Origin of the sequence: Streptomyces actinomycinicus (genome assembly GCF_016741775.1) — a bacterium.
Taxonomy (GTDB): Bacteria; Actinomycetota; Actinomycetes; order Streptomycetales; family Streptomycetaceae; genus Streptomyces; species Streptomyces actinomycinicus.
The window spans coordinates 183,464-196,271 of the sequence record NZ_JAERRK010000007.1 but is presented as its reverse complement, the minus strand read 5'-3'; the positions used below and the strand labels follow the sequence as shown (position 1 = coordinate 196,271).

The window sequence follows — 12,808 nt, the reverse complement described above, 5'->3', positions numbered from 1 at the left end:
CCATTCCCGGGTCGCGTGCAGATCCCCGACGGCCGGGTTCTCGGAGGCCTGCGCCGCCTCGGGTGAGAGACACAGCCGCGCTCCTTGATCCCTATTAGGTATTACATATCCTGTCTGCGTGGATTCGGTCATCGAGGTCGAGGAGCTTGCCGAGCGTCTGAGCAGCCCGGGTGGGCCGTGTCTGCTCGATGTCCGGTGGTTGCGGGACGGGCCCCACGGCAGGCGGCAGTACGAAGGCGGTCACGTTCCCGGCGCGCACTTCGTCGACCTCGATGCCGATCTCGCCGGTCCGCCAGGGCCGCAGGGCCGGCATCCGCTGCCCCCTCCTGAGATCTTCCAGGCAGCGATGCGCCAAGCGGGAGTGTCCCCGGAACGTGAGGTCGTCGTCTATGGCCGCGGCCAGGATCCGATGACCGCTGCCTCACGCGCGTGGTGGATGCTGCGCTGGGCCGGACATGGCCAGGTGCGGGTGCTGAACGGAGGATTGCGGGCCTGGACCGCGGCCGGCTATGAGGTCGAGCGCGGCCCCAGAGCCCACGAGTGGGGCGATTTCACGGTGAGCCCCGGCGGGATGACCCTGCTGACCGCCGAAGACGCGGCGTCCGTCGCCCGCACCGGACTGCTGCTCGACGCCCGCGCACCCGAGCGCTACCGCGGCGACGTCGAGCCCTACGACCCGGTGGCCGGGCACATCCCAGGAGCCGTCAACGCCCCCGCCGACTACAACCTCAACGAACACGGACTGCTCGTCCCCCGTGAACGACTCAGGGACCGCTTCCACGCTCTCGGCGCGGACAGGGCTTCTGAGGTGGGCGTCTACTGCGGCTCCGGCGTACGCGCCGCCCAGCAGGTTCTCGCCCTCGAAAGAGCCGGAATCTCCGCCGGGCTCTACATCGGCTCATGGAGCAACTGGATCACCGACCCCACCCGTCCCATCGCCACCGGGTCCGCGGCAGGATCCTGAACCTGATCCATGCCGAGGGGACAGAGCTGCGCACCGTCGCCCCGACCGTGTGGTGCCTGACTTCCTTCACGACCCTGTCCCTCGGCGTCACCGTCCCGGCCGCGATCTGTGAAGAGCGACGGCGTCTCCGGCGCCAGCATGCTCGGAGGCCGCCTCCCTCCCGCACACCTCGGTACGCACCTCTGATACCTCCTGGAACACGGGGAGGCGCGATGAGCGGGGGAGGAGGGATCACTTCCCTGGCGGTGCGTCACGGCGATTCGCTGTGGCTGGGTCTTGTCGGTGAGCTGGACCTGGTCACCGGCCATGAGCTGTGCGCGGTCGTCACCGGGTGCCTGTTCCCGCGGCCGGTGCGCCCGGCGCTGGACATGTCCACGCAGACGTTCTGCGACGCGACCGCGATGCCCGGGCGCCCGGCGCCCATGTCCGCCACGCTGGAGGCGGATGGGTCAGCCCAGCATGCCGACGAGGACGGCGGCGGCCACTGTGAGGACGGCCACCGGCAGCATGGCCATACGCAACCGCAGCATCCGGTCGCTCAGCTTCCTTTCGGTACCGGCCGGTTTCCGAGCGCTTGGCTGGCTGAACAAATCATTGCACCACCGGCATTCCGCCGCGTCGGGCTCGCTCAGCCAGTAGGCCCCCTTCAGCTGTGCGAACACGACATCGTTCCCGTCACTCTTCGAAGCACTCACACTCCGAGCAAACGATGCACCCGTCCGCGGGGCGTCGGCATGTGTTCAACCCGTTATCTGCGGGTGGTGCGGGAGGCCGCAGCGACCGCGGACCTTGGAGCCAGTTGAGCGTCTCGTCAGACATCCACAAATACGCAGACATGGTCCTGTGCCGGTGTGAAATTCAGTCGCGTGCGACGAATGCGGACCTGTTTCTTGTGCGCCCGTGACAAGGCTCGGCCCTCGTTGATGAAACCGTTGCCTCGGCAGGGGGGAGAGCTTCACACTGTGAGGCCCAACGGGTCTAGACCTTTAGTCACAGGCTCTTTTGATACCGCCCCGGAGATCCACCATGCACAGATTTCGAGCCCGGCGTCGTGTCGTCCTGTGGGGTGTGGCTCTGGCGGCGATGGCAGGCCTGGTGGCGCCCGCCGCAGCTGAGTTGGCTGCCCCGCCACAGGCACCGACCGGGCCCGCCGGCTTCGACGCCAAGCCCGCCGTCGCAGCCCTGAAGAGACTGCTTCGCGGGCACGAGAGTCAGGCGGACCAGTTCACGCTGGTGCCGGTCGCCAGACCGCAGACGGGGGACACCTTCTCCGTCTCCGGCACCGCCGGCGCGATCAAGGTCGAGGGCTCCTCGCCTGCGACACTGCTCACCGGCATCGGCTGGTATCTCAAGCACGTCGCCAAGGTGGACATCGGCTGGCCGGGTGACAGCCTGGCCAAGCTGCCGGCCACCCTGCCTGCCGTGGACGGCACCATCACCCAGTCCGCGGCAGTGCCTCACCGCTACGCGCTGAACGACACCGACGACGGATATTCGGGCGCCTACCGGGACTTCAACTCGTACCAGCGCATGATCGATCTGCTGGCCCTGCACGGTGTCAACGAAGTCTATGTGCAGGCGGGCGCGGAATATCCGTACTACAAGGCGCTCCAGCAGTTCGGGTACAGCGCGGACGACTTGCAGAAGTGGATCCCTTCCCCGGCGCATCAGCCGTGGTGGCTGCTCCAGAACATGTCCGGCGGCGGCCCCGTCTCCGAGCAGCTGATCGAGGCCCGCGCAACCCTGGGAAAGGAAATCGCCGATCGGATCCGGGAACTGGGCATGACCCCGGTGTTGCCCGGATATTTCGGTACCGTGCCCAGCGACTTCGCCAACCGCAATCCCGGAGCGAACGTCGTGGCTCAAGGAAGCTGGGTGGGCTATGCCCGGCCCTCCTGGCTCGATCCGACCGATCCGCGGTTTGCCGAGGTCGCCGCCGCGTACTACAAGCACCAGCGCGAGCGGTTCGGTGATACGACGATGTACAAGATGGATCCGCTGCACGAAGGAGGGATGGCGGGGGACATCAACGTCAAAGCCGCCGCCCGAGCGGTGATGAACGCACTGCAGAATGCCCACCCTTCGGCTACCTGGGTACTGATCGGCTGGCTGAACAACCCCCGCACCGACATGACCAACGCAGTGGACAAGAGCAAGCTGCTCATCGTGGACGGACTGTCCGACCGCTACACCAGCGCCGAGACCCTCGACCGGGACAAGACCTGGGAGGGTGCCCCCTACGCCTTCGGCATCATCGACAACTTCGGTGGTCACACGAGTACCGGCGGCAACACCGGGGAGTGGCTGAACCGCTTCGCCAGGCTGCGGAAATCCTCGCCCGCGTTGAAGGGCATCGCCTACCTCCCCGAAGGCACCGGCACCAATCCCGCCGGCTTCGAACTGTTCACCGAACTCGGCTGGCGGCCCGGTACCGTCGACCAGAAGGCCTGGTTCGCCGAGTACTCCGCCCGCCGCTACGGCGGGCAGGACCCGCATGCCGAGGCCGCCTGGGACCTCCTGCGCCAAGGCCCGTACAGCACGAAAGCCGGCCAGTGGAGCGAACCACAGGACAGCCTCTTCGCCGCCCGCCCCGACCTCGCGGTCAAGACTGCGGCCACCTGGAGCCCGCAGGAGATGCGCTACGACGCCTCCACCGTCGAAAAGGCTCTCGCCGAGCTACTCCAGGTCGCCCCGGACAAGCGGGCCACGGATGCCTACACGTTCGACCTCGTGGACATCGCCCGACAGGCCCTGGTCAACCGCAGCCGCGTGCTGCTGCCGCTGATCAAAGCCGCCCACGACAGCAAGAACACGACCCGCTTCACGGCACTGGTCGCCGAGTGGCAGAAGGACGAGCAACTCCTGGACAAGCTGCTCGCCACCGACTCCCGCTTCCTGCTCGGCCCCTGGCTGGAAGCCGCAAAGTCCTGGGCGAAGACGGACTCCGAGAAGGCGCGGCTGGAGTACGACGCCCGCTCCATCATCACCACCTGGGGTGACACCGCCGCTCGCAGCGCACAGGTGCACGACTACGCCAACCGGGAATGGTCCGGACTGGTCTCCGACTTCTACGCCATGCGCTGGCAGAAGTACTTCGAGTCGCTGGCCGCGGGTTCCCCCAAGCCTCTCGACTGGTTCGCGATCGAGGACGCCTGGGCGCATGAGCACGAGACCTACCCGACCACGCCCACCGGCGATCCTGTCGCCATGGCGATTCAGGTCGACAAGACGCTGTCATCGGCAGCCGCTGATACCACGGTGCCCGCTGATCGCGCCGTGCCCGCTGATCCCATCGGTCCCGATCCCGCCGGTCCCATCCAGGGCAGCGGGAAGTGCGCCGGCACCGCCGGAGGCAAGATCAGCAGCGGGACCCCACTCCAGTGGCGTCCGTGCAACGGCACGGCAGCCCACTCCTGGACCGTCACCACCGGCACCCAGACCACCGCCGCCCAGCTCAGCATCGAGGGCTCCGGCACCTGCATGGACGTCAAGGGCGGGGCAGTCGCCCCAGGCACCACCGTTCAGCTGTACACGTGCAACGACACGCCCGCCCAGCGATGGACCGTTCAGCAGGACAAGACCCTCAAGAACGTCAAGGCCGGGCTGTGCCTGACAGCGCCGTCCGCCGGCTCAGCCGCCGGCGCACCGTTGACCATCGAAACCTGCACGGGCCGTGCCGGACAGCAATGGACGCTGCCCTCCCCGAGCAGCTCACCCTCGAGTGGAGCGAGCCCGGGCGGTTCGGCGCCTGGCGGGACCGGCGGCCCGACGGGCGGAGGGGGAACCTGCACCGCCGCACCTTGGGATCACGACACCGAATACCACCTCGCGGATGTGGTATCCCACAACGGCAGCAGTTGGAAGGCCAAGTGGTGGACGAGGGGCAACGAACCCGGCGGCACCACGGCGTGGGGCGCCTGGGAGCGCGTGAGCACCTGCTGACTCCAGCTTCAACGGCAGTAATTACGTACCCGCCACCTCACGAACGGCGGAGTCGTCGTACCGGTCACACCTCACCAGCAGACATCCACAAGGTCGTGTCACCGGCTCTGGGGCGTGTTCTGCGAAGCTTCGCGGTCTCCGGAAGCGGTCGTTGGCGGCTGACCGCACGGGGCACGCCCGCGACGATGGTCGTCGCCCAGGATCCAGCCCACGATGATCTACGGCGGCCGCGCTCGTCCATCCACGCAACCCGGCCTACGAGCGGTCGGTGAGCAACTCCGCCAGGTGACCGGCGAATTCGGTGAGCCAGTCCAGCCGTGGTCCGCTGCGGGCGATGCGAAAACCGTGGCGCCGTCCCCAGAATGCAGCCCGTACGGCATGGAACTGGGCCCACCGCTGGACGCGTTCACGGTCGAGTTCCGAGGCATCTGCGAAGACGTCCAAGACGCGGTGGACGGCCGTGCGCAGGTCATCGGCTTCCAGGAGCGTCAGCGCGCGGGCTCATGGACGTTGCCGGGATGCGGAAACGACACCTTGAGCACGGTGCTCTCCTGAGCCCGCCGCCGTGCCGGAACGATGACGCCTACGCCCCCGTGCATGACTTCGCCATCCGGCACGCACCCCCAGCGCTCCAGCAACTCCTCCACGATCCCGGGCAGCTCGGCAAGCCATTCCGCCCCGGCCTTCCCCTCGCGGTCCACGGTGGTCCGTGCGAACTCCTCTGGCATCGCGATCATCCCGGCACCCTGAGCGCAAGCCGGCCGGAGCCACCAACCCCAAGCCGGCCGCTGCAGCTGCCCGGCAGCCGTGTAGATGGCGGTCTTCGCAGTACGCGGTCCCACCCGCTCAACGGGTCAGAGTTGCCTGGTGGAAGTACATCCGCCAGCCCGTCTCCGTCAGACGCCACAACGAGTTCCGCCATGCCCGACGGCCCTGGTTGTCGGCGAAGTACGTCAGGTGAACGACGCCCGGAGCAAGGACGACTCCTGACATTTCGCTGACCTTGACCCGAGACTCCGGGGACACCGAACCGCCACTCGTGACCGTCAGGATCGACTCCACATCCCATCGGCGTCCAGAAGCCCCGATCTCGGTGAAGTCGGGATCCAGCAGCTCTAGGACACGGGCGGGGGAAGCACGCACCTCGGGATCGAGAAGCCGCATCTCCCCATCGACAGCCGCCTGCACGGCCCGCTCACTCTCATCCCTCATGCAGGAACCCTACGGACGCGACCTGCCAAGGCACAGCGAATTGATCAACGACGCGGTGACGGCACGGCGCTGCAGTAAAGGCTCGAGAACAGCGCTCGACGGAGTGATCACCAACCGCCTCCGGAGAACATGCGCAAGAGCTGCCGTCGAACGTGGAAGGACCCACCCGCTCATGCTCGGAGACCAGGGGTGTTCCCCCGAATACGGGAAACGCCCCTCCTTCACCCTGCTCCACCGGACGCGTGAGGTCCGGCTGCTCGACGGCTGGGCCGATGGGGGCGTACCGGCGGTTCTCGATGACCCGGAGGTCAGGGCCCAGGCGGACGTCGACAGGCGGTGGCCGTGTCACGACCTGGTTACTCCCCTGCGTCGTTCCTTCACGGGCACCTACCGTGATGCGTTCCCGCTGCACCGACCTGGGGGAACCAGATCATGCGCACCTGTACCGTCAGCCCCGCCGCCACTCGCCTGGGGTAAGCCGGCGAAGTCGATCGGCTCCCAGTCGCCTGTCGACGGTCCTGGTGGAGGGGACCTCGAGGTCACTCCCACAACCGTCGTCTATGCCAGGACCGTCATGGGCAACACCGCGGCCAACGGGATGTACGCCGTCATCACCGTCAAGGAACGGGCCACCGGCAGCACTGCGGCCAGTGAGTCAGCGCCGATCGAAAGCGGCGGCTGGCAGTGGATCGCGCCCGACGGCCACGCGTTGGACGAGGGTGAGAACGACGCGTCGTCCATCACTCCCCACGGATTCACCGGCGGGGGCATGGTGAAGGCCGGCACCTACCACTGGCGGATGATCGCTTTCGATCTGACGGCGGTGCAGGCGAAGGGCGGGACGATCGCCTACGCCGACGGTGACGGCACAGTGTTCCGGTGGAAGGTGCCCGCGAAGGACGCAGTACGGAAAATTCAGCCACTCGGGGTGAGCCGCGAGCACTCTAAGCGCAGGGTGACCGGGAAGTTCGTGCCCTGCTCGTTGGTGTAGCCCGCAGATCCTTTGTCTTCCGAATGCTGAGCCCTTGGCGCTGGCGCAGCGAAGCTGAGAAGTTGCCCTTCCCTCTTTGGTTGCACAGCATGGCGGCGTCTGCCTGGATACGCGTGCTGTCTCCGTGCAGGTAGGGCTCTTGCTGTGAGTGAGCTGCGGTCGACCGTCCCCGACACCGAACGAGCAGTCGGAGGCGGCGGTCTCTGCACGGCCGCCTCACAAGTCATACCGCGGGTTCCGCCTGGCGACGGCCGCGCGGCCACCGTCGCTCATTCGCTTTGGCCGCCCTGTCCTCCCTGTCCGGCGGAGGCGACGTTCCGTGAGCCCCGCTGTTTTGTCGCCCCCTGCTCGTCGCCGACCGGCGCCCAGCGGGCGAGGAACTCGGCGAATGCTGCCGACTGCTTCGGGCCCATGTACCCCTGACGCCCGTACATGGCCTGCTCCTCCAGCCACGCCACTGTCTCGGCGTCGCGCAGCTCGGCCACGACAACCCGGCCCCGCGTGACTGTCATGCCTCCGTGGGGGTGGCTGTAGCCGACGTAAGGCCCGTATGCCGTCGGTCCCGGCGGGCACTGATGTGCCGGCTCGCTCGCTGGCCGGGCGCCCCTGTGCTGGCGTGCGGCCCAGTACTCCAGCTCTGCCAGCTCGGCTGCCGGCAGCAGCACTCGTGCCGGCTCGTTGTCCGCGGTGAGCCGGACGCGCTCGCCGGTCTTTTCAACCTTGGCGATCAGGGACTCTAACTCACCTGCGCCCTCGACCAGTTCAACGTCCATGCGCACAGACGTTACGCCGATTCCGGGAACACGAACCTCCCAGCGCAGCTTTTCCGTCCTGTGGTCGTGCGATGGCAGCACGTCGCTCCTTCAGGTCCTTTCGTCTTGGACGTCCTGCCGGGACGAGGGTGCAAGCCATGCTGGTGATGGCGAGGAAGCGCCGCCGCTCGTGTTCCCGGCGGTGGGGAGGACGGCGGCATCCGGTCGGCCAGGCGGGGATGTGCTCGATGCCCCGACGTGTCTGTCAGGCCCCATATTGCTGCCCTGACTGTTCCTTGCCCACAGGACGCTCTCGATGCCCGGTGCGTGATCACTGACGCTCGATGCCCAGCCGCCGGCGGCCACGTCGGGCGCCGCGCACGGCTCGCAAGAGCCCGTCCGGGCGGCGCTGTGCCGGCGAAGCCGCCAGCAGCAGGCCGGTATCCCGACCGATTCGCCGGGTGCGGTCCCACAGCGCGCTACATAGCCAGCGACATGATCTTCTACCGGAACCGGCATTACGAAGATACGGTCGAGGTCTCTGTTCCATCGTGATCTGGAGGGTGCATGCCGCGCCGGGTTATCGTCATTGGTGCGGGTATCACTGGCTTACTGTGCGCGGCAGCCCTGTCAAATGCCGTCGGCGAGGTAACAGTGATTGAAAGGGACTTGTTGCCCGACGGCCCCGAACCGCGGAAAGGCGTACCGCAGAGCCGGCATGCTCACAACGATCTACGGCTTGCCGGCTGACCAGCCCCCGGTCTTCATGCGGGCGAAGGCACGCTCGATTTCGATGTCGAGTTGGACGAGTACCAGCGTGGGGCGCATGAGTCCGAGGGCCTGCAGGGGCTGTTGGGGGCCTTCCCGCTCAGTCGGCATCCCTGGCGGCCGATATGCGGGTCGGGGTGACGCAGTGTATGGACGGCGCCTTCGTGGGGGACGAGATGTCTTCCCGTCGACCCGAACAGGTCAACCGGAAGCGGTTCCCCCATTATTGTACTCCATCTGCTCGCCGACCCTCGCACTGGCTTCGCAGCCGGCACATGGCCGTGAGCTGCTAGGTTGCGCCCAGGAGACCGCGTGTACGGAGGTAGTGCTGTGATCGGGCTGGGAGCAATAGCAGGGATCGCCTTGGTGGAGCTCGGCATGGTGCTCACCCCGGGGCCGAACATGATCTACCTGGTCTCCCGCTCGATCGCCCAGGGTCGCCGGGCGGCCCTGATCTCGCTGGCCGGGGTCGCCCTCGGCTTCCTGGTCTACCTCCTCGCCGTGTCCGCCGGTATCGCCACCGTCTTCGTGCTGGTGCCGGAGATCTACCTGGCGATCAAGCTGGCCGGGGCGGCCTACCTTCTCTGGCTGGCCTGGAAAGCCGTCCGGTCAGGCGGCCGATCAGCCGTCACAAGCCAGGAGTTGACGCACGACAGGCCCCTCAAGCTCTTCCTGACGGGCCTCCTCACCTGCCTGCTCAACCCCAAGGTCGCCATCCTCTACATCTCGCTGCTGCCGCAGTTCGTCGACCCGGAGCGCGGCCATGTCGCCCTGCAGGGTGTGCTGTTGGGGCTGACCCAGATCGCGGTCGGGGTCGCGGGCAACGCGTTCTTCATCGTGACGGCCGGCTCCGTCGCCGGGTTCTTCGCCCGGCACCCGCTGTGGCAGCGCCTGCACCGCTACGTGATGGGCACCGCGCTTGCGGGCTTCGCCGTCAGGATCGCCACCGAACGAACGAGCGCGGCGGTCGCCCTCCGCTGACAGCCGGCAGGGCAATGTCCATCCGCTACTCCCCGTCCGTGTCCTTGCGGGCGTGCCGCACGGCCCTCTTCCCGGCCTGCTCCACCTCACACCGTTCAGAGTTGAGCGGCAGGTTTCACCGGATCGCGGCGCCGGCAGTGCTCAGGAGGGGGACACCGGTTCGGCGTGGGTGGTGAAGAACCGGTCGCCGGCCGGCTTGTGGAGGGGGAGCTGTTCCCGGACAGCCTGTCCGTACGCTCAGCGGGCCGGGCTGGCGGCGAGCGTGGCCGCCCAACGACTTCGGCCTCCACGGCGAACAGCCCTGCGAAGTCCTGAGCCTGCTCCCGATGCTGTAAAGGGACGGACAGGATCCGGACAGCGCTCAGGAACGGCCGAGGAGGAGGCGGCGTGACGGCCCTCGACCCGGAGTCCGCGGCAGTGCGAACAGATGCCGACTGTGCCCTCTGCGCTCGGTCGTCATGCGCGTCGAATGACCAGCACGGCCACGTCGTCGAGGTGGTCGACCGCGAGCGCGGCGTCGAGGATGCGGTCAGCGGTCTCCTCGGAGTTCAGTCCGTCGTGGACGGCTTGGGCGGCCAGTGTCCCGGCGCGTTCCAGTCCGGCTTCCAGCGTCAGGCCCGGTCCTTCGACCACCCCGTCCGTGACCATGACCAGCGCGCTGTCGTCGTCCAGGGCGAAGACCTCCTCGCGGTACTCGGTGCCGGACAGGACGCCCAGAACCGGCCCGCCCGGCAGCTCGCGGACCTTGTAGCTGCCGTCGCTGTGTGCGCACAGCAGTGGCACGTGGCCGGCGCTGGTGCCGGTGACCTGTCCATCGCGCGGGTCGATGTGCAGCATGGTGCAGCTGGCGAATCGTGCGGGGGCGGTCGTGACGAGCAGCTCGTTGGTGCGGGTCAGTACGGTACCGGGATCCGGTTCCTGGGCGGCGATCGCGCGTAGGGACAGGCGGACCTGTCCCATGACGGCGGCGGCGTCGACATCGTGCCCCTGGACGTCGCCGATCTCCAGTGCGATCGCGCCGTCGGGCATCATGAAGGCGTCGTACCAGTCTCCGCCGATGTCCAGCCCGACCTGGCTGGGGTGGTAGCGGGCGGCGACCTCCAGACCCGGAAGGTGCTCGGGCAGCGCGGGGAGCATGGTCTGCTGCAGCGCGGTGGCCAGCTCGACGTGTGCCTGTTGCAACCTGATCCGCTTGAGGGCCTGGCCGGCCAGGTCGGCCAGCGTGCCCACGAGCATCTGCTCCTCCACGGGCGACAGGTATCCGCGGGGGTAGAGCATCGCCCAGGCCCCGAGCGGCTGATCGCCGGGTTCGCTGAGAGGGGTGATGGAGATGGCGTAGTCGGAGCCGAGCCGGAGAAGCCGCAGATGCGGGGCGTGCGGCCAGTGTCGGGTGAAGTCGTCCCGGTCGGTGATGAACTGCGGTTCGCCGGTACGGATCGCCTCGGACAGCGGGGTCGGCTGGTCCAGCCGCAGACCGTGCAGGGCCTTGACCTCGCGCATGTCTATCCTGGCATCGGTGGAGATGCGCAGGCGGCTGTCGTCGACGAGTGCGAGCACGGCGGCGCCGGCGCCGAAGGTCGCGGCGAGCCGTGACAGGACGACCTGCTGCAGTTCCTGCTCCGAGGCTGCGGTGATCAAGGCGGAGGAGAAGTCGGCGGTGTCCTTGGCGCGCTGCCGCTCGGCAGTCAGCGCGGCCTGCGCCTTCTGCTTCCGCTTCTCCTGGGTGGTGTCGTCGCGGACCACCACGAAGATCCGTTCGGGGCCGTCAAAGCCCAGCTGAAGCCGGCGGACTTGAACGGCCAGCTGGTGCCAGCCGTCGCGCGGGGTGTGGTACCGCAGCCTCAGCCAGGGGGACTGCTGGAAGGAGGTCGAGTGCAGCAGTTGCCAGAAGGCCTCCCTGTCGTCCGGGTGCACTGCCGAGATCACTCTGGACATCGGCGCAGTCGGATCCGGGATGAGCGCGACCAGGCTGGGGAGGCCGCCGAGCCACTCCATCCGGTCCTTCTCGGGTGAATACATCCACAAGCCAAGGCCGGCGGCCGCGACGGCCAGCCGGAACGGTATGAGCAAGCTGGCCAGGTCGTTTCGTGTATCCAGGACGCGCACCCACATCAGCTGCTTGTCACCGGCGGGATCCTTCACTCGTCGCGCCTCGAGCAAACAGGCAATGGGTACTCCGTCTCGCCCGGGAAACTCCAGCTCCCGCATTGCGACCGCATCCGCCCTGGCGGCGTGGGCCACCAGATTTTCGGCCGACCTCCGCTGGCTCGCGGGCCACAGATCACCGAAGTCACGCCCCAGGCACTGCTCCGCCGGTCTGCCCAGCGCCGTGGCCATAGCAGCGTTGAGGTCGTGCACGGCACTGTCCAGCGTCAGAAGAGCCGATGGGCAAGCGCTTCGATGAAATTCGTCCAAGGCGTCCATCTGCGGCTCCCGTGGCGCATACCGAAACAGCCTCTTCAGCTATATTCGCGCATTTTGCCGTGATGTATCAATAAAAGGGGTGTCTGACCGTCTACGCCGAGTGACGACGGCGGGAACTTGGCGGGGGCAGTCCGGGGCGCGGCTGCCGAGTCGCTGAGTCCGTGGAAAGAGGAGTGGTGGTGAGCATCGACGACGTCCTGCGCCACCTGCGCGTCGACCCCGCTTCTCTCCACCCCGCGCCCGTGCGATGGGCGTCGACTCTTCTGGCCGTCGGCCTGGCTTCCCATGGCCAGACCCGGCATCCACCCTCTGTGTCGTCATCGTCACACAGAGTGGTGAGGGTCTTGGGGGAGTGTTTCCGTGTCGGTACCGGCTAAGCGCAGCGCTGCTGTGACTGCAGAAACCGGTCGAGCAGATCCTTGGGCGGGCAGAGGCGAAGGGGCTCGATCTCTCGCTGCCGTCCCGGAGGGAGTGGGCCGCCGCGTACCGCTGACCGGGGTCGCTGCCAATGTCCGCAGTGGTGACGTGCTTCGTGGCCGGCGGCCTTCTCCCCTACTGGGGCTATGAGACTGCCTGGCACACCGAACCTCAGGAAGACGGGACGGAGTTCAGCTGGCCGCACCGCCTCTCCGTGGATGCACGTGCCCGGGACCCCGAGCGCGGCCCGACGTAGAGGTCTTCTTCGCCGGCGAAGTCCGCCTATCCACCCAATCCTTGAATTAACGGACTACCGGAGTAATTGCCATACTCTATCGGCGCGAACCAATGCGACCC

9 protein-coding genes and 1 pseudogene are annotated in these 12,808 nt (G+C 67.6%); 5 read left to right on the top strand and 5 right to left on the bottom strand.

Translation table 11 applies throughout. From position 1 onward, the window contains the following. Positions 1 to 118: 118 nt before the first annotated feature. Positions 119 to 964: a sulfurtransferase gene (locus JK359_RS16755; RefSeq protein WP_201836310.1), complete on the top strand. Its 846-nt coding sequence runs from the start codon at positions 119 to 121 to the stop codon at positions 962 to 964. A 449-nt stretch (positions 965 to 1,413) separates the two neighbouring features. Here the strand turns inward: JK359_RS16755 and JK359_RS16750 are convergent, their stop codons facing one another. After that, positions 1,414 to 1,626, bottom strand: a complete 213-nt coding sequence (locus JK359_RS16750) for an FYVE zinc finger domain-containing protein (RefSeq protein WP_201836309.1) — start codon at positions 1,624 to 1,626, stop codon at positions 1,414 to 1,416. Positions 1,627 to 1,990: 364 nt separating this feature from the next. Between JK359_RS16750 and JK359_RS16745 the strand changes: the two genes are divergently transcribed. After that, the gene (locus tag JK359_RS16745) at positions 1,991 to 4,906 is read left to right on the top strand and encodes an alpha-N-acetylglucosaminidase TIM-barrel domain-containing protein (protein WP_201836308.1); all 2,916 of its coding nucleotides are present in this window, start codon (positions 1,991 to 1,993) and stop codon (positions 4,904 to 4,906) included. Positions 4,907 to 5,161: 255 nt separating this feature from the next. Here the strand turns inward: JK359_RS16745 and JK359_RS16740 are convergent. After that, positions 5,162 to 5,643 (bottom strand): annotated as a pseudogene (locus JK359_RS16740) (hypothetical protein). Positions 5,644 to 5,752: 109 nt separating this feature from the next. Beyond that, positions 5,753 to 6,118 (bottom strand): nuclear transport factor 2 family protein, encoded by a 366-nt coding sequence (locus tag JK359_RS16735; protein ID WP_236677963.1) that lies wholly within the window; start codon positions 6,116 to 6,118, stop codon positions 5,753 to 5,755. 574 nt (positions 6,119 to 6,692) lie between these two features. Here JK359_RS16735 and JK359_RS16730 point away from each other — a divergent pair. Continuing rightward, positions 6,693 to 7,109: a hypothetical protein gene (locus JK359_RS16730; protein WP_201836307.1), complete on the top strand. Its 417-nt coding sequence runs from the start codon at positions 6,693 to 6,695 to the stop codon at positions 7,107 to 7,109. 269 nt (positions 7,110 to 7,378) lie between these two features. Here JK359_RS16730 and JK359_RS16725 read toward each other — a convergent pair whose 3' ends face one another. Next, a complete protein-coding gene (locus tag JK359_RS16725; protein WP_201836305.1) occupies positions 7,379 to 7,882 on the bottom strand; it encodes a type II toxin-antitoxin system Phd/YefM family antitoxin in 504 nt (167 codons plus the stop codon). A 546-nt stretch (positions 7,883 to 8,428) separates the two neighbouring features. Here JK359_RS16725 and JK359_RS16720 point away from each other — a divergent pair. Both JK359_RS16720 and JK359_RS16715 read left to right on the top strand, forming a co-directional pair. Further along, the gene (locus JK359_RS16720) at positions 8,429 to 8,611 is read left to right on the top strand and encodes an FAD-dependent oxidoreductase (protein WP_201836303.1); all 183 of its coding nucleotides are present in this window, start codon (positions 8,429 to 8,431) and stop codon (positions 8,609 to 8,611) included. 348 nt (positions 8,612 to 8,959) lie between these two features. Then, positions 8,960 to 9,610 carry a LysE family translocator gene (locus tag JK359_RS16715; protein ID WP_201836301.1) on the top strand — a complete coding sequence of 217 codons (651 nt, stop codon included), beginning with the start codon at positions 8,960 to 8,962 and terminating at the stop codon, positions 9,608 to 9,610. Positions 9,611 to 10,066: 456 nt separating this feature from the next. Here the strand turns inward: JK359_RS16715 and JK359_RS16710 are convergent, their stop codons facing one another. Further along, positions 10,067 to 12,034, bottom strand: coding sequence for a SpoIIE family protein phosphatase (locus tag JK359_RS16710; RefSeq protein WP_201836299.1), 1,968 nt, complete (start codon positions 12,032 to 12,034; stop codon positions 10,067 to 10,069). Positions 12,035 to 12,808: the final 774 nt, after the last annotated feature.

What these genes read in the sequence shown, in the direction of transcription:
- JK359_RS16725 (WP_201836305.1), bottom strand. Translation starts at nt 7,882, where the DNA reads ATGGACGTTGAACTGGTCGAGGGCGCAGGTGAGTTAGAGTCCCTGATC.
- JK359_RS16730 (WP_201836307.1), top strand. Translation starts at nt 6,693, where the DNA reads ATGGGCAACACCGCGGCCAACGGGATGTACGCCGTCATCACCGTCAAG.
- JK359_RS16720 (WP_201836303.1), top strand. Translation starts at nt 8,429, where the DNA reads ATGCCGCGCCGGGTTATCGTCATTGGTGCGGGTATCACTGGCTTACTG.
- JK359_RS16745 (WP_201836308.1), top strand. Translation starts at nt 1,991, where the DNA reads ATGCACAGATTTCGAGCCCGGCGTCGTGTCGTCCTGTGGGGTGTGGCT.
- JK359_RS16735 (WP_236677963.1), bottom strand. Translation starts at nt 6,118, where the DNA reads ATGAGGGATGAGAGTGAGCGGGCCGTGCAGGCGGCTGTCGATGGGGAG.
- JK359_RS16710 (WP_201836299.1), bottom strand. Translation starts at nt 12,034, where the DNA reads ATGGACGCCTTGGACGAATTTCATCGAAGCGCTTGCCCATCGGCTCTT.